The organism is Pseudonocardia nigra, assembly GCF_019396355.1.
Taxonomy (GTDB): Bacteria; Actinomycetota; Actinomycetes; order Mycobacteriales; family Pseudonocardiaceae; genus Pseudonocardia; species Pseudonocardia nigra.
Map to the genome: position 1 here is coordinate 1 of NZ_JAHKRK010000013.1, position 15784 is coordinate 15784.

Here is a 15784-nt window from a genome sequence, read left to right on the forward strand (position 1 = left end):
GCCCCGCGAGTCGCCCAGTCCCGCCCCGCGAGTCGCCCAGTCCCGCCCCGGGCGACTCGCGGGCGGATTCCGGGCGACTCGCGGCGTCAGGAGGGGCGGGGGCCGAGCCGCAGCATGCTCCACGACACCGGCGGCAGCTCCATCCGCAGGTGCCCGTCGACGAGGTCGGCGCTGGCGTTGGGCCGGGGCACGACCCGATCCGGCCGGTCCGCGGTGTTGCGCGCCGTGCGGTCCGCGTCGGCGAGCGTCACCGCCTCGAGCACCGCCGACACGCGCACCGCGCGCAGGTCGACGTCCAGCACGATCGGTTCGGCCTGGTCGCGGTTGACGGCGAACAGCACCGCCTCGCCCGTCTCGGCGTCCCACGTGCCGACGGCGGCCAGCACGGGGACCGGGCCGTACCGGGCCGTCTCGTAGGCCGGGGCCCGCGGCTCCACGCGCAGCACCTCGCCGCGCGCGTACCGCGACGTGAGCGCGAACGGGTGGAAGATCGTCTGCCGCCACGCGGGCCCGCCGGGCTCGGTGCGGATCGGTGCGATGACGTTGACCAGCTGCGCCTGGGCCGCCGCCGTCACCCGGTCGCTGTGGCGCAGCAGCGAGATCAGCAGGCTGCCGACGACGACCGCGTCGGTGACGTCGTAGACGTCCTCCAGCAGCCGAGGGGCCACCGGCCAGTCGGACGGGAGACCGGCGGCCCGGTGCCGGTCCTGGTACCAGACGTTCCACTCGTCGAACGACAGCATGATCTTCTTGCGGGACCGCAGCTTCGCTCCGACGTGGTCGGCCGTGGCGACCACCGCGTCGATCATCGTGTCCATGTCCACCGCCGCGGCGAGGAAGCTGCCGACGTCGCCGTCCACCGGGTGGTGGTAGGCGTGCAGCGACACGAAGTCGACGTCGTCATAGGCCTCCGCGAGGACCGTGGCCTCCCATTCGGCGAACGTCGGCATCCGGGAGTGCGAGCTGCCGCAGACGACGAGCTCGAGGTCCGGGTCGAGCTTGCGCATCGCCCTGGCCGTCTCGGCGGCGAGCCTGCCGTACTCGGCCGCGGTCTTGTGCCCGATCTGCCACGGGCCGTCCATCTCGTTGCCCAGGCACCACATCCGTACGCCGTAGGGCTCCCGCGCGCCGTTCGCCACCCGTCGGTCGGCGAGGGCGGTGCCGGGCGGGAGGTTCGCGTACTCGAGCAGGTCCAGGGCGTCGGCCATGCCCCGGGTGCCCAGGTTGACGGCGAGCATGGGCTCGGCGCCGGCCTTGCCGGCCCAGCGCACGAACTCGTCGAGGCCGACGGTGTTCGGCTCCGTGGAGTGCCAGGCCAGGTCGCGGCGGCGCGGGCGCTGCTCCACCGGGCCGACGCCGTCCTCCCACCGGTACCCGGACACGAAGTTGCCGCCCGGGTAGCGCACGGTGGACACGCCCAGCTCGCGCGTCAGCGCCAGCACGTCACCGCGGAAGCCGTCCTCGTCGGCGCTCGGATGGTCCGGTTCGTGGATCCCGGTGTAGACGCAGCGACCGAGGTGCTCGACGAACGAGCCGAAGGTGCGGCGGTGGACCGGGGCGACCGCGAAGGCGGGATCGAGGGTGACGACGGCACGGTGCACGAGCGGCTCCCCCCACCCCCGAGCCCGGACCGGCTACCCGCACCCCGTCCGAGTGATCCAGCCACTCGATTGTGGTGCTCAGGCTACTGAGCGTCAACAGCTGCTTACTCAGGTGCGCGCGCAGGTCCCTTCAGAAGGCTGGCCAGGGGATGGCGGGCCCATACCCGGACGGCTCCGGGTAGCAGGGGTTGGCGAGCAGCGCGTCGACGCGCGCGGTGAGCATCCGCATCTCCCGCAGGGTGATGTGCTCGTTCAGCGCATCGGGCAGCCCGTCGTCGAGCTCGGAACGCAGCCGCTTCAGCGCCTCGACGACGTCCTCGGGCAGCGGCCTGCCGACCCAGCCCCACAGCACCGTCCGGAGCTTGTCCTCGGTGTGGAGGCACAGCCCGTGGTCGACGCCGTAGACGTTGCCGTCGAGGCCGGCGAGGACGTGGCCACCCTTGCGGTCGGCGTTGTTCGTGACGATGTCGAATGCGGCCATCGCCTGCAGCGGCGGGACGTCGGCGTGCACGAGCACGGCGGGCTCGCCGCGGGACCCGCGGGCGCGCAGCACCCCGAGCCAGCCGGGCGGCACGTCGGCGGGTGCGCAGACGTCGACCAGCTCCCGCTCGTCGTCGGTGTCGACCCAGACCTGCACCATCCCCGGCCCGAACGGCCCGTCGCGCAGCACGGTGGGCGGGACGACGTGGAAGCCGGCCGCCTCGGACACCAGGTAGGCCGCGACCTCCCGCCCGGCGAGGGTGCCGTCGGGGAAGTCCCACAGCGGGCGCTCCCCGCGCACTGGCTTGTAGACGCACTGCACCTGCGCCCCGTCGGCCGTCACGGTGCCGAACAGCGTGGCGTTCGACGCGTCGACGAGCCTGCCGGTGATCTCGATGCGGCCGTGGCGCAGCAGCGCCGGCACGGCCGGGTCGCGGGGGTCCACGTGTACGGGATCAGTCCCCGACCGGGGAACGCTCGCGGTAGCCGTTCAACCGGGCGCAGACGTGGCCTCCGGAGTCGAGCGGCGCGGCGCACAGCGGACACGGCGGCCTGCCCGCGGAGACGACCCGCTCGGCCCGGTCGGCGAACGCCTTGGCCTGCGTGGGGGTGAGGAACACCCGCAGCGCGTCGGGCCCCTCCTCGGTGTCGTCGAGGACGACCGACTCGTCGATCTCCTCCTCGGTGACCGCGAGGAGCTCGACCACGATCGAGCGCGAGTCGGCGTCCCAGCCCAGGCCCATCGTGCCGACGCGGAACTCCTCCTCGAGCGGCACCGCGAGCGGATCCAGGTCGGTGCCCTCGGCCTCCTCCGGCAGGTCGGAGCCGAAGCGGCGGGCCACCTCCTGCAGCAGCGCGCTGATGCGATCGGCCAGCACGGAGACCTGCTGCTTCTCCAGCAGGACGCTGATCGTGCGGGCGTCCTGGATGGCCTGGAGGTAGAAGGAGCGGTCGCCGGGCTCGCCGACGGTGCCGGCGACGAAGCGCTCCGGCTGACGGAAGACATGGATGACGCGTGACATGGCGATATCGAGAGTAGGCCTTCCCGGCCGTCGAAGCACGTCCGCTCGGCGTTACGAGCCCGTATCGCCCCCGACGACCGCGTCCGAGCTGCGCGCCGGCGCCCTGCGCCTGCGCCGCGGCTTCGGCGGGATCAACCCGGCCACGTCGCCGCCCAGGTCGTTCACGCGCGCGACGAACGGGCGCGTCTCGGTGTAGTGCACCACGCTGATCGAGCCGGGGTCGACGACGATCCGCTGGAAGTTGTCCAGGTGCGTTGCGAGGGCGTCGGCGAGCAGGGCCTTGATCACGTCACCGTGGCTGCAGGCCAGCCAGACCGCCTGCGGCCCGTGCGCATCCGCGATCCGCGCCGAGTGCCTGCGGACCGCGGCGACCGCGCGGGCCTGCATCCCGGCGAGGCCCTCCCCACCGGGGAACACCGCGGCGGACGGGTGCGCCTGCACCACCTTCCACAGCGGCTCCTTGGCGAGCTTCTTGAGCTCACCCCCGGTCCACGAGCCGTAGTCGACCTCGGCGAGGTCGGGCTCCCCGGCCGGGTCGAGCCCGCGGTCGGCGGCCAGCGGGGCCACGGTCTGCTCGCAGCGCAACATGGGCGAGCACACGATCTCGGCGATCGGGACGCCCACGAGCCGCTCGACCACCTTCCGGGCCTGGGCCTGGCCCGTGTCGTCGAGCTCGACGCCCGGCGTGCGCCCGGCGAGGACGCCGCCGGCGTTGGCGGCCGACCGCCCGTGGCGGAGCAGGATCAGGGTGGTCACGTCGGGCGAGCCTACGGGCCCGCCGTCGAGCGGGAACATCACCCGTCGCGGCCTGCAGCGCGGCAGGCCGGCGGGGCCTCGATGACGTCGAACACGTCGCGGGCGACCCAGTAGGTGCGCCCTCCCCTCCCCACCACGTCGAACACCTGCAGCCATCCTCGCGCCTCGGCATCGCGGATCAGGTTCCGCGCGCCCTGGTTCGTCAACGTCAAGTCGGCCTCGACGCGTTTCACGGTGACGAACGGATTGGCGAACAGCAGCTTGATCAGCTCGCCGATCCGAGACCGGGCGCGGGCGGCCTCCGCCAGATACCGCTCGCGCAGTCGAACCAGGGCAGTGGCACGGTCGACACCGTCGGTGGCCTGCCTTCGCACCGCGGTCAGGAAGAACTGGACCCACTGCTGGATCTCGCCGCGCTCCCTGACTGCCTGCAGCCGCTCGTAGTACTCGCGGCGGCGGCTCTCCAGGTAGCCGGACAGGTACAGCAACGGGTGGGTGAGCCGCCCCTCCTGATGCAGCAGCAACCCGATGAGCAGTCGCCCGATCCGCCCGTTGCCATCAAGGAAGGGGTGGATCGTCTCGAACTGGTAGTGCATCAGCGCGCACCGGACGAGCACAGGCATGCGGCCCGGCTCGTTGACGAACCGTTCCCAGTCCTGCAGGAGATCACCCAACAGCTCGGGAATCGGCGGAACGTAGACGGCGGTGTCCGGACTGTCGGTCGGCGAACCCACCCACACCGGACCCCGCCGTAATTGCCCCGGCAGGCGGTCCTGACCGCGCAAGCCGGACAGCAGCACGTGATGGACGTCGAGGACGAGGCGCTGCGTGATCGGCAGCGTTCGGATGAGATCGAGTCCGCGGTAGGTCGCCGCGATGTATCGCTCGACCTCCGCGACGTCCTCCGTGCGCGACTCCTCGCCATCGCCTGCACCTGCCTGCAACACCTCTGCCAGCGATGCACGCGTCCCCTCGATCCGCGAGCTCGCCAACGCCTCACGAGATACATACGGGCCGACCAGGAGCTGTGGATCGGTGATCAGGTGCCCCAGCCCCTCGAGGTGCCCCAGCGCGGCGTCGGCCTCCGAGAGCGCCAGGATCGTCGCGGCGTCCAGCGGGAGTTCGCGCGGGATCGGGGCCGGGTGGAAGAACCAGAAGCCGTGAGGATCCCCTGGCCGGCGCGTGGCGTTCCCGAAGGCCGGGGCCTGGAACTCAGTTGGATCCACAACCCCACGCTACAAGACAAGGGCCCCTCAGTTGGAATGAATGCCTGCGCGACCCACTTCCGTTGGAATGAAGCGAGGAAGACCCACGCCGTTGTGGGATGAAACAGTCGCGCTCCCGGCCGCGCCACCTCAGGTCGCGGAGATCCAGCCCACGCCCAGTGCCAGGAACAGCAGCGCACCCAGCGCGATGCGGTACCAGACGAAGACGTAGACGCTGTGCCGCTCGACGTAGCGCAGCAGCCACGCGATCGCGGCGTAGCCGATGGCGAACGCGATCAGCGTCGCCACGATCATCTGCAGCCCGCTCGGGCCGTCACCGGCGAAGACGTCGGGGATCTGGAAGATGCCCGACGCGACGACCGCCGGGATCGCGAGCAGGAACGAGTAGCGCACCGCGGCGGGCCGGGTGAACCCGAGGAACAGCCCCGCGGTGATCGTCCCGCCGGACCGGGAGACCCCCGGGATCAGGGCCATCGCCTGGGCGAAGCCGAGCAGGATCCCGTCCATCGGCTTCATCTGATGCAGCTCGATGCGCTGCCTGCCCACCCGCTCGGCGAGCCCGAGCAGCAGCCCGAACGCGACGAGCGTGGTCGCGATCAGCCAGAGGTTGCGGGCCGCGGTCTGGATCTGGTCCTCGAACAGCAGCCCGAGCACCCCGATCGGGATCGTGCCGATGATCACCAGCCAGGCGATCCGGTAGTCCGGGGTCGCACGCACGGCCGCGTCGCGGAAGCCGCGGAACCAGGTCGCGATCAGGTGGCCGATGTCCCGGGCGAAGTAGACGATCACTGCGGCCTCGGTGCCGAGCTGGGTGACCGCGGTGAACGCGGCGCCCGCGTCGCGGCCGAAGAAGACCTCCGAGGTGATCCGGAGGTGGGCGGAGGACGAGATCGGCAGGAACTCCGTCAACCCCTGCACGACACCCAGAACGAGCACTTCGAGCCAAGTCACGGCGGGACCGTATCGAGGGGGCCGGAGGGGCCCGGCTTAGGCTCGGCGGCGTGCGGCGGCGACGGGTCGGAACGAGCGGTCTGGAGGTGTCGCAGATCGGGATCGGCACCATGACGTGGGGCGCGGACACCGACGTCGAGGGCGCAACCGCCCAGCTCACGACGTTCGTCGACGCCGGAGGCACCCTCGTGGAGACCGCTGACGGCTACGGCGACGGCGCCGCCCAGGAGGTCCTCGGCGAGGTGCTCGCGACCACGGTGCCGCGCGAGGACCTCGTGATCGCCGGACGCGGCACCCTGCCCGGCGGCCCGCTCGGCGACGGCGCCGCCCGCGGCGCGCTGCTCGCGGGCCTCGACGCCACACTGAAGCGACTCGGCGTCGACCACCTCGACCTGTGGCAGCTCCCCGGCTTCGACGCCACCGTTCCGCTGGACGAGACGCTGTCCGCCGTGCAGGTCGCCGTGCTGGCCGGCAAGGCGCGCTACGCCGGGCTCGTCGCGCCGCAGGGCTGGCAGCTCGCCACCGTGGCCGAACGCGCCCGCGTGGTGGGCAACATCACCGTCCCGATCTCGGCGCAGGTGGAGTACTCGCTGCTGGCCAGGGACGTCGAGAAGGAGCTGCTGCCCGCGGCCACCCACCACGGCGTCGGGCTGCTGGCCTGGGCCCCGCTCGGGCGCGGCGTGCTCACCGGCAAGTACGCCGGCGGCACCCCCGCCGACTCCCGCGCGGCCTCCGCCGCGCTCGCCTCGTACGTCGAGGCACGCCGCAACGAACGCTCCGCGCGGATCGTGCAGGCCGTACTCACCGCGGCCGACGGGCTGGGCACCTCCCCCCTCTCCGTCGCGCTGGCATGGGTGCGGGACCGGCCCGGCGTGGCCGCCGCCGTCGTCGGGGCGCGGGACTCCGCCCAGCTCGCGGCGTCGACCGCCGCGGACTCGGTGGTGCTGCCCGCCGAGATCCGGGCCGCGCTGGACGACGTGAGTGCCACGACCTGAACGCGTCGCCGACCTGGCACGCCATTCGTGGCGCGCCTATCGTGTGGGGATTCCACCCGGTGTTCACGCGCGCGCCGGGTGCTGCAGTCGAGCTGGCGGGAGGTGAGCCGGTGAAGTCGAGCGGCCCGACCGGCGCGGTCGAGGGGGATTCGGTCGACGGGGATTGGGAGTACCGCCCGGTCCAGCTGCCCGGGGACGTGTCCCGGATGACCGCGGCGGTACGCCTGGCGATCCAGGCCGAGTTCGGTGGGTGGGAGCTTTCCCGGGTGCGGCTCTACCCCGGCGGTGTCCGCAAGGTGTGGCTGCGCAGGCGCCGCACCTCGCACATGCTCCCCGAGCTCTCGGTCTAGCCGTGCACGGCCGGCCTCAGTGGTCGGACCAGGACACCCCGGGCGGCGGTGTGCTGCCCTTCGGCCCCGGCACCCCCCGGAAGCCGTAGGGGCCGGGCTCCCGCCCGGGCTGGACGAACCAGCACTCCCCCGGCTCGCCGCGCTCGAGGATCGCCTCGATCCCGTCGACGACGGCATCCGCCGTGAGCAGCGGGAAGTCGCCGAACTGCGCCTTGGCCCGCGCGATGAGCGGGGTGTCGGCGAAGCCGGGGCACACGGCGTTGACGCGGATGCCCTCGAGCGCCAGCGTCGGCGCGGCGGCCCGTACGTACCCGACCACGGCGTGCTTGCTCAGCGTGTAGAGCGCGTCGCCCGGCATCCCGATCAGGCCCGCCAGCGAGGCGGTGGCCACGATGTTCCCACCGCCCGCGCGGCGCAGCGCGGGCACCGCCGCCGTGAGCCCGAACACGACGTGGTCGACGTTCACACCCATGATCCGGCGGTAGCCGTCCAGGTCGAGGTCCTCCACGCCCGACTGCCCCGCGGTGACACCCGCGTTGAGCAGCACCGTGTCGAGCCTGCCGAACGCCTCCTCGGCCGCGGCGACGGCCCGCGGCATCGTCCCCGGGTCGGCCGCGTCGCCCGGCAGGGCCAGGCCGCCAACCTCGTCGGCGAGGGCACGGGCGCCCGCCTCGTCCCGGTCGGCGACGGCGACGCGCCCACCCGCCGCGGCGAGCCTGCGCACCGCCGCGGCCCCGATCCCGGACGCTCCACCCGTCACGAGCACCGCACGGCTCATCAGCAGCTCCTGAGGAAGCGATCGAGCACCCGGGTGCCGAACTTCAGCGCGTCGACCGGCACCCGCTCGTCGATGCCGTGGAACAGCGAGGCGAAGTCGAGGTCCGGGGGCAGCCGCAGCGGCGCGAAGCCGTAGCAGCGCATCCCCAGCTCGGCGAACGACTTGGCGTCGGTGCCCCCGGACAGCATGTAGGGGACGGTGTGCGCGGTCGGGTCCTCCTCGCGCAGCGCGGCGAGCATCGCGTCGGTGATGTCGGCCTCGAACGGCGTCTCGACGGCGGGCAGGTGGGTGACCCACTCCCGTTCCACGTCCGGCCCGATGAGCTCGTCGACCTCGCGCAGGAACGCCTCCTCCCGGCCCGGCAGCACCCGGCAGTCGACGACCGCCTCGGCCGAGGACGGGATGACATTCGCCTTGTAGCCGGCCGAGAGCATGGTGGGGTTCGCCGTGTCGCGCACGGTCGCCCCGATGATCCGCGACAGCGGCCCGAGCTTGCGCAGCGCGCCCTCGAGGTCCTCCTCCGGGAACTCCAGCCCCGTCAGCTCCCGCATCCGCTCGATGAACGCGCGCACGGTGTCGGTGACCACCATCGGGAACGTGTGGTTGCCCAGCCGCGCCACGGCCTCCGCGACCTTCGTCACGGCGTTGTCGTCGTGCAGGAACGACCCGTGCCCGGGACGCCCGCGCGCCCGCAGCCGCATCCAGGCGATCCCCTTCTCGGCGGCCTCGATCAGGTAGACGCGCTCGTCCTCGCCGACCGTGAGGGAGAACCCGCCGACCTCGCCGACGGCCTCCGTGCAGCCCTCGAAGAGATCCGGCCGGTGCTGCACCAGCCACTGCGCCCCGTACTTGCCGCCCGCCTCCTCGTCGGCGACGAACGCGAACACGATGTCGCGCGGCGGCACCACCCCGTCGCGCTTGAAGCGGCGGGCGACCGCGATCGTCATCGCGACCATGTCCTTCATGTCGACCGCGCCCCGGCCCCACACGTAGCCGTCCTGCACCGCACCCGAGAACGGGTGCACCGACCACTCCGTCGGATCGGCCGGCACGACGTCGAGGTGGCCGTGCACGAGCAGCGCACCGCGTTCCGGGTCGGCCCCCTTCAGCCGACAGACCACGTTCTCCCGCCGCGGCGCCCCCGACTCGACCACCTCGACCTCGTAGCCGACCTCGGAGAGCTTCGCCGCGACGAAGGCCGCGGCCTCCCGCTCGCCCGTCACCGTCTCGGGGTCGCCGGTGTTGGTGGTGTCGATCCGGATGAGCTCGGAGGCCAGCTCGACGACCTCGTCCTCGGCTGCTTCTACGCGGGTCACGCGGGCCTTCCTACCATCACCCGGTACCCCGCGCGGCGGCCCGGAAGGCGTCGGCTATCCTCGTTCCAGCAAGTCCGAGTGGCGGAATGGCAGACGCGCTAGCTTGAGGTGCTAGTCCCCGTGTAGGGGGTGGGGGTTCAAGTCCCCCCTCGGACACCAGTTGTGGTGGAACGTCACCAGCCGTGTGACAGCTCGCCGGGGCTCCCGGATGCGGTCACCGTGGCGTCCCTGGGCATCAAACCCGATCAGGCGGCACCCGCGCAGAGGTGATCGTGATCGAGACCTACAGCGCGGCACGAGGATCGCTCGATGAGCATCCGCGCCCACGAACCGCATCTCGGCACCCATGAGCAGCTGATCGCCGCCGTCCTGCCCGACGTCACCGCCCCGCGGCCGACGCCTCGGCCGGTTTCGCTGCCGTCTCTGCCCGCACCGGACCTGCCCAGCCTCGACGATCCGGACACCCTCCTCGTCGGCACCGCACGTGTCGATCGTTCCGGTCGCGTCCACGAACGGGCGCTGCTCCATGCACTGGGTTGGGAGCCGGGCCACGAGCTGGAGCTGGACACGGGCAGCGGCGTGATCGCCGTCACCTCCGTTCCCGGCGGCCGGTACCGCGTCGACGGCCGAGGAGCGCTGGCCCTACCGGCCGCGGCGCGCCGGATGTGCGGCATCACGATCGGCCCGCCGGTCGTCCTCGTCGCGGCTGCACACGAGCAGATTCTCCTCGTCCACCCCGCTGCGACCGTGGCTCGGCTGCTGGCCGGGCACTATGCCACGGTGATCGGTACCCGCGATGGCCGCTGACCCGTCTCGGATCGCGATCGCGCGCGATCTCCTGGCCCAGCTCGGGGTCACCCTCGCCGACCTGCGCGACGGCGAGACGCCGGCCGCTGTCGTGCCGACGCTGGCCGACTACCTGCCCTGCGTTATCGCGGCAGCTGGACCTGGCGCGAACCGTACCTACGGCAGCTACTGGATCAGAATGGCGGCCGTCTGGGGCACCAGGCCGCTGGACCAGATCTCGGCCAGCGACATCGAGGCCATGCAGCACCAGATGGCCGCGACCGCGCGGTCGCGGCGCAACAGCCGCCACGGCCGGCACGCCGGCGAGCACGTGATCGCCGCCGCCCGCGCCATCTACAACAGGGCCATCGCCGACGGGCTCATCGAGCGGGGCGCGAGCCCGGCGCACCGCGTCGCCAAGCCGCGCCGACTCCCGAGCGCCCGTAGGGCCCTGACCGCCCACGAGCTCGACCAGATCAACACCGCCGCCCGCACCAGCGGCAACGACGTCGTCCTCGACGCGTTGCTGCTGCGGCTGCACACCGAAACCGCGTGCCGCCGCGGCGGCGCGCTTGCCCTCCGCCTCGCCGACCTCGACACCGACAACTGCCTGATCCAGCTCCACGAGAAAGGCAGCACCACCCGGTGGCAACCGGTCAGCCCGGCCCTCGCGGCGAGCCTGGCCGAGCATGCCGCCTGCCGTGGCGCGATCCTGCCCACCGACGCCCTGCTCCGCTACCGCGAGGGCCGCGCACTGACCAGCCGCCGCTACGACCACCTCTGGACCCGCCTCGGCCAACAACTCCCCTGGGTCTCCGCACAGGGCATCTCCACCCACTGGCTCCGCCACACCACCCTGACCTGGGTCGAACGCCACTACGGCTACGGCATCGCCCGCGCATATGCCGGCCACACCGACAGCACCGGCGCGGCGACGACCACCTATATCAAGGCCGACCTCCAAGCCGTCGCCACCGCCTTGTCGGCCATGACCGGCCAACCGCACGCACTGACACGGCCATGAACAGAGGTCACGGTCATTCCGCAACCGGGGAACGAGCGGGCGGAAGAGATCCTGCCGGGGTGTATACCTACCGCTATACTGCCGGTGTGGACGTAGGTGGGTGGCAGATCTACATCGCCAACGAGGTCCGCGACTGGCTCGATCGCCTCGACGGCGCCACCCACACGCGGGTGGTCCACGCCATCGACACCCTCGCCGAGGCCGGGCCCGGCCTCGGCCGTCCACTCGTCGACACGATCCACGGCTCCTCGATCGCCAACCTCAAAGAGCTCAGACCCGGCACCGTGCGGATCTTGTTCGCGTTCGACCCCTGGCGCTCGAGCATCCTCCTCGTCGCCGGGGACAAGGCGGGCCACTGGAACACCTGGTACCGCGACGCGATACCGCTGGCCGAGCAGCGGTACGAGCGCTACCTCAAGGAACGCACTCAGGAGGAGGAACAGCGATGAACAACTTCGTGAGCTGGAACGACATCCGCACCGAGCACGTCGAACGGGCTGGCGGCGAGGCCGCCGTCGAAGCCGGCAAGCGCGAGCTGATCGCCGAAGTGATCGGTCATCGCCTCGCCGACATCCGTCGGGCGCGCAGCATGACCCAGCAGCAGGTCGCCGACAAGATGGGTGTCACCAAGGGCCGTGTGTCCCAGATCGAACAGGGCAAGGTCTCCGGACACGACGTCCTCGCTCGCTACGCCGCCGCGCTCGGCGGACGACTGCACCAGGCGATCTACTTCGACGACGGCGATATCACAGCCATCGCATGAACCCGGCATGAACCCGAGGTCACCGAAGCTGCGAGTTCGCACTGCCTGCCACCCCGGTTCGACGCCGTCCGGGTGGGTCATCAACGCGGGGTGGCGGTCGCAGGAAAACGGACGAGGTCCCGCAGGCAAGCCAGATCTCCGCCCCGGCGCCCTTCGCACGCGGCGACTACACGAAGTCTGTTGCAGAGGCGTCGTCGATCTCGGCAGGAAGGGCTGGCCGAGGCGCGCGCAGGTAACCGATCCCAGCCCAGACAAGCCAATCGGCTGACTCAGGATCGAGCGACCATGGTCGGTACATCAGGACTCGCCTCAAACCAGTCCGATCCATCACCTGGGCCGGTTCCGGCGGCAACCGCGCCCGCCGATCGCCGTCTGCCCCCCAATGCGCATGAACCGGATCATCGAGCACCCACAGCAACGTGTCGACGAGCTGCGGCCACGTGGGTGTGCCCCACCAGTGCGGACACGCCAGTCCACCATGTGCGGAAGCCCGCCACGACGCGTAGCGGCCGCCCCGGTGCTCCGCCGTGGCGGCGAACAACCCGAGCGTGGCGTCCACGTGGTCGGAGAACTCGTCGAGGCCGGCACCGGCCAGCTCGGCGAGCGTGGTGCCGATCGGGAGTCGACGTCCCGGATTCACCAGCCAACGCCAGATCCGCACAGCGAGTCGATCCGTCGCCTCGACATCGAGATCATCGAGCGTCGCGGTTGGCGCGTCGGGCGTGAGGCCGGTCTCGGCGCGCCAGCGCCTCATGATCTCCCGGATGCGCCACGTGGTGTGCGCATTGATGCGCAACATCGCCCCGTCGGTCAGCGGACCGTCCGCGGCGTGCCAGTCCTCGACCGGGCTGTTGCGCCACGCGCTGTTGACGATCCCGACCGCGGCGAGGTCCAGCACCTGCCCGAGGTGACGAGGATCGATTCCGGCTTGGTGGCGAAGCACTCTCTCCACCAAGACCGCCTCCTCCTGGCGCGTGAACTCATCACCATCCGAGTCAGAGTCCCTGTCCTCCACGTCGGCGAGCATGCCAGCACGTATCGACCTCCAGATCGACGAGCAACCCGATCGCAACGGCGCGACTGTCCGCAGGACTCGCCGAGCGCATCGCGGGCTGCGGCGAGCTCGCAACGGCAGCATCGTGCGGACGTTGCGGGTCCAGCTCGCCGAGACGCGGTCGGGACGTGATCGAGCGCATCGACATGTATCGACGAGTCGTGGATCTTCCCCACGGTGCCGCCCCAGGATTCGCTTACGGGGGCGGCTAACGTGCGCCCCGTGGTTTCTCTCCCCGCGTCCGCCATCGAGGTCACCGCCGCGGCACGCGAGTGCGCCGCGTTCCGCGCGGCGCATCGTCTGGCCATCTGGGTGGGCGAGGGTCGCCGCGTCACGCCACGACACGTCCTTCGTCCAGCGGACGTGTCGGCTGCCGCCCGGGCCTTGGGTATCGCGGCCCCTGCGCGGGTGCGCACGGCAGGCGATGTCGTCGCCCTGCATCGCCCGTGGCGGATCGCCATGACCGTCGGATTTCTGGACATCGTCGACAGCCACGCCCGGCCCGGCCCCGCCCTCGTCAGCTGGCCCGACGCGGACGACGAGACCGTCCGTGGGATGTGGCTGGCCGCGCTGCCCGCAGCGCTCGCCGCGACGGCCCCCGACGTGGACGAAGCCGAAGCGACCATCTGCGCTCGTGTGCTCCTCACCAAGCTCGCCGCGGACCCGGAAGCCGCGCCTGACGAGTTGCGCAGGTTCGGCCGCGAGGCCGTCGCCGAGGAGCACTCGGAGGCGGTGTTCCGGTTCTTCGCCGGCTGGTACCACCTGACCAGCCCCATCCCCAAAACCCTGGACTGCCTGGCCGAGCTCGGTGCCGTGCAGCTCGGCCACGCCGGAGCGGCGCTGACCCCGCTGGGCCGCTGGGGGCTGGACGAGCTGCTGGCCCGGGCGCCCCGCCCGATCAGCAGCGAGCTCACGGTAGGCGAGCTGATCGCGCGGCTCGCGGAGGTCGAGCCGGACGAGCAGTGGCGAGCGGCACAGCCCTGGCTCGCGGCCCGGGATCCGCTGGCGGCCGCGCACGACCTTCTCGCCGCCGCCGCCACCGCACCTGCGGACCAGCGAGTCGCCGCGGTAGAGCTCGTCGACGCCCTCGGGCCGCCCGCCGACCCAGCCTGGGCGGCTGCGGCCACGGACCAGACCCTCGGCCCGCACGTCCGGACCCGGCACCGCTCGGTGCCCAACGAGCCGGACGCGGCCTGGCTCGCCGTCGAGTACGCGGCCGCCGCCCTGCGACGCGAAGGCCCTGACGAAGCGCACTCCTGGCTTGACGAGTGCCTGCCGGGCGACGGCATCGACTCCCGGCTACGGGTCGTCGAGCGCACCGGCCACCCCGCGGCCTCCGAACTGGCTGCCGGCATCACCGCGTTCCTCGCCACCGGCGTCACCCCGACGAGCACACGAACCGTCCAGCTCAAGATCTCCCTGGACCGCATGCGGCCTCCCGTATGGCGCCGCGTACTGCTGCCCGCGGCCGCCCCCCTCAGCCTGCTGCACCGGGTGATCCAGATCGTCATGAACTGGGACGATGACCACCTGCATGCGTTCACCGTCGGCCGCAACCGCTACGGCGATCCCTCCTACACGCCAGACCTCGGCGACGAGGAACGGCTGCGGCTGAGTGCCGCTTTCGCCGCCACCGACACGATCACCTATCGCTACGACTTCGGGGACTGCTGGGACCACACCGTGCGGTGCGAGACAATCCTCGATCCCCCCGCGGGCGCGGCAGTTCCCGTCTGCGTCACCGGCCGGGGCGACGCTCCCGTCGAGGACTGGATCGGCGGCGCCGCCTGCGTCGCGTTCGACCTCGAGGGCATCAATCGACGGCTGGCCCGGTACGGGGCGGACCGTTGATGGACGATGACGTCGCCGCCGACGACCTCGCCGAGCTCCGGGCCGCCGCATCCGTCGCGGACCTGCACCGACTCCTGGTCACGCGCCAAGTGAGCGGACGCAGCACCCGGCACCAGGAGGCGGTCGAACTGTTCGTGCTCCATCACCGGGAGGATCCGGTCGGCGCCGTCGACACCGCCGTGCTGCTGTGCACCGAATGGCGGTGGAACCGGTGCACGGCGAAACTCATCGCCGACATCTGCGCCGCCGGCATCCTCGACGACGACGCGCTCGACGCGCTCGCGGACCGGCTGCTGTGGGCGGATCAACCGTCGGTCCGCCATCCCCTGTCCTGGCTCGGGCTGGGATGGATGTCGATCGACCCGGCAAGCGGCCACGTCGTCGGCCGCGGCACCGACCGCGACCGGCTCATCGACCATCAGCGCTCACCCGCCGAGCCGCCGTTGCTGCGCTGGGCCGCGGGACACCTGCTATGCCGCAAGCGGACCACCGTCGACCGGCTGCGCAGCCGGGCCGCGTCACTCGACTCCCGGCGCGGCCCAGCCGTTCTCGCGGGCGCCCTCGACGCGGCGGACTCGCTGACCCACCCCGACCTCCAGGCCGCAATCGACCTCGGCCTGACAAGCGGGCGCGCACAGGTCCGTAAGCTGGCGCTGCACGTCATGGCCGACCGGATCGACCCCGCCGAAGCCGTCCGCCTGGCCCGGATCGATCCGGACGCCTCAATCCGCCGCTGGGCGCCGATTCTGGAGACCGAGAGCAGCCTCACGCCCGCGACGTTGTTCTGACTGCGCCCCGCCTGAACGAGGCGGCCGCAACGTCAACGGGTGT

At 71.9% G+C, this 15784-nt stretch carries 17 protein-coding genes and 1 tRNA gene; 9 read left to right on the forward strand and 9 right to left on the reverse strand.

The genetic code is table 11. From position 1 onward, the window contains the following. Positions 1–86 precede the first annotated feature (86 nt). The 6 genes from arfA to KME75_RS05540 form a co-directional block, all read right to left on the reverse strand. Positions 87–1601 (reverse strand): arabinosylfuranosidase ArfA, encoded by a 1515-nt coding sequence (gene arfA, locus KME75_RS05515; protein ID WP_219413437.1) that lies wholly within the window; start codon positions 1599–1601, stop codon positions 87–89. A gap of 130 nt (positions 1602–1731) precedes the next feature. Continuing rightward, the gene (locus tag KME75_RS05520) at positions 1732–2526 is read right to left on the reverse strand and encodes an SCO1664 family protein (protein ID WP_219413438.1); all 795 of its coding nucleotides are present in this window, start codon (positions 2524–2526) and stop codon (positions 1732–1734) included. A 10-nt stretch (positions 2527–2536) separates the two neighbouring features. Beyond that, the gene (locus KME75_RS05525) at positions 2537–3103 is read right to left on the reverse strand and encodes a DUF3090 domain-containing protein (protein ID WP_219413439.1); all 567 of its coding nucleotides are present in this window, start codon (positions 3101–3103) and stop codon (positions 2537–2539) included. A gap of 51 nt (positions 3104–3154) precedes the next feature. Then, on the reverse strand, positions 3155–3859 hold the full coding sequence (locus tag KME75_RS05530) for a histidine phosphatase family protein (RefSeq protein WP_219413440.1): 705 nt from the start codon (positions 3857–3859) through the stop codon (positions 3155–3157). 38 nt (positions 3860–3897) lie between these two features. After that, positions 3898–5085, reverse strand: a complete 1188-nt coding sequence (locus KME75_RS05535; RefSeq protein ID WP_219413441.1) for a Fic family protein — start codon at positions 5083–5085, stop codon at positions 3898–3900. Between the two features lie 129 nt (positions 5086–5214). Further along, positions 5215–6036 carry an undecaprenyl-diphosphate phosphatase gene (locus tag KME75_RS05540; protein ID WP_219413442.1) on the reverse strand — a complete coding sequence of 274 codons (822 nt, stop codon included), beginning with the start codon at positions 6034–6036 and terminating at the stop codon, positions 5215–5217. Positions 6037–6086: 50 nt separating this feature from the next. Between KME75_RS05540 and KME75_RS05545 the strand changes: the two genes are divergently transcribed. Further along, positions 6087–7031: an aldo/keto reductase gene (locus tag KME75_RS05545; protein WP_219413443.1), complete on the forward strand. Its 945-nt coding sequence runs from the start codon at positions 6087–6089 to the stop codon at positions 7029–7031. Between the two features lie 110 nt (positions 7032–7141). Beyond that, positions 7142–7381 carry a DUF5703 family protein gene (locus KME75_RS05550; protein ID WP_219413444.1) on the forward strand — a complete coding sequence of 80 codons (240 nt, stop codon included), beginning with the start codon at positions 7142–7144 and terminating at the stop codon, positions 7379–7381. Between the two features lie 16 nt (positions 7382–7397). Here the strand turns inward: KME75_RS05550 and KME75_RS05555 are convergent, their stop codons facing one another. After that, on the reverse strand, positions 7398–8159 hold the full coding sequence (locus tag KME75_RS05555; RefSeq protein ID WP_219413445.1) for an SDR family oxidoreductase: 762 nt from the start codon (positions 8157–8159) through the stop codon (positions 7398–7400). Next, the gene (locus KME75_RS05560; protein ID WP_219413446.1) at positions 8159–9475 is read right to left on the reverse strand and encodes a M20/M25/M40 family metallo-hydrolase; all 1317 of its coding nucleotides are present in this window, start codon (positions 9473–9475) and stop codon (positions 8159–8161) included. The genes KME75_RS05555 and KME75_RS05560 overlap by 1 nt, the downstream gene beginning before the upstream one ends. Positions 9476–9547: 72 nt before the next feature. Here KME75_RS05560 and KME75_RS05565 point away from each other — a divergent pair. The 5 genes from KME75_RS05565 to KME75_RS05585 all read left to right on the forward strand — a co-directional run bounded on the left by KME75_RS05565 (position 9548) and on the right by KME75_RS05585 (position 12048). Beyond that, a tRNA-Leu gene (locus KME75_RS05565) sits at positions 9548–9634 on the forward strand. Between the two features lie 150 nt (positions 9635–9784). Next, entirely contained in the window at positions 9785–10282 is a 498-nt protein-coding gene (locus tag KME75_RS05570; RefSeq protein WP_219413447.1) for a hypothetical protein, read from the forward strand. Beyond that, entirely contained in the window at positions 10272–11285 is a 1014-nt protein-coding gene (locus tag KME75_RS05575; protein ID WP_219413448.1) for a tyrosine-type recombinase/integrase, read from the forward strand. Before KME75_RS05570 ends, KME75_RS05575 begins: the two co-directional genes overlap by 11 nt. A gap of 86 nt (positions 11286–11371) precedes the next feature. Further along, complete coding sequence (locus KME75_RS42650) at positions 11372–11734, forward strand: type II toxin-antitoxin system RelE/ParE family toxin (protein WP_308282577.1); 363 nt, start codon at positions 11372–11374, stop codon at positions 11732–11734. Beyond that, the gene (locus tag KME75_RS05585) at positions 11731–12048 is read left to right on the forward strand and encodes a helix-turn-helix domain-containing protein (RefSeq protein WP_219413450.1); all 318 of its coding nucleotides are present in this window, start codon (positions 11731–11733) and stop codon (positions 12046–12048) included. Before KME75_RS42650 ends, KME75_RS05585 begins: the two co-directional genes overlap by 4 nt. 166 nt (positions 12049–12214) lie before the next feature. Here KME75_RS05585 and KME75_RS05590 read toward each other — a convergent pair whose 3' ends face one another. Beyond that, complete coding sequence (locus KME75_RS05590) at positions 12215–13075, reverse strand: hypothetical protein (RefSeq protein WP_219413451.1); 861 nt, start codon at positions 13073–13075, stop codon at positions 12215–12217. Between the two features lie 249 nt (positions 13076–13324). On the opposite strand from KME75_RS05590, the gene KME75_RS05595 reads away from it, so the two are divergent. Then, positions 13325–14953, forward strand: coding sequence for a plasmid pRiA4b ORF-3 family protein (locus KME75_RS05595; protein ID WP_219413452.1), 1629 nt, complete (start codon positions 13325–13327; stop codon positions 14951–14953). After that, positions 14953–15741 (forward strand): hypothetical protein, encoded by a 789-nt coding sequence (locus tag KME75_RS05600; protein WP_219413453.1) that lies wholly within the window; start codon positions 14953–14955, stop codon positions 15739–15741. Before KME75_RS05595 ends, KME75_RS05600 begins: the two co-directional genes overlap by 1 nt. Positions 15742–15784 lie beyond the last annotated feature (43 nt).

Coding starts and splice junctions, on each gene's coding strand:
- KME75_RS05525 (WP_219413439.1), bottom strand. CDS start 3,103: ATGTCACGCGTCATCCATGTCTTCCGTCAGCCGGAGCGCTTCGTCGCC.
- KME75_RS05555 (WP_219413445.1), bottom strand. CDS start 8,159: ATGAGCCGTGCGGTGCTCGTGACGGGTGGAGCGTCCGGGATCGGGGCC.
- KME75_RS05570 (WP_219413447.1), top strand. CDS start 9,785: ATGAGCATCCGCGCCCACGAACCGCATCTCGGCACCCATGAGCAGCTG.
- KME75_RS05575 (WP_219413448.1), top strand. CDS start 10,272: ATGGCCGCTGACCCGTCTCGGATCGCGATCGCGCGCGATCTCCTGGCC.
- KME75_RS05585 (WP_219413450.1), top strand. CDS start 11,731: ATGAACAACTTCGTGAGCTGGAACGACATCCGCACCGAGCACGTCGAA.
- KME75_RS05590 (WP_219413451.1), bottom strand. CDS start 13,075: ATGCTCGCCGACGTGGAGGACAGGGACTCTGACTCGGATGGTGATGAG.
- KME75_RS05600 (WP_219413453.1), top strand. CDS start 14,953: ATGGACGATGACGTCGCCGCCGACGACCTCGCCGAGCTCCGGGCCGCC.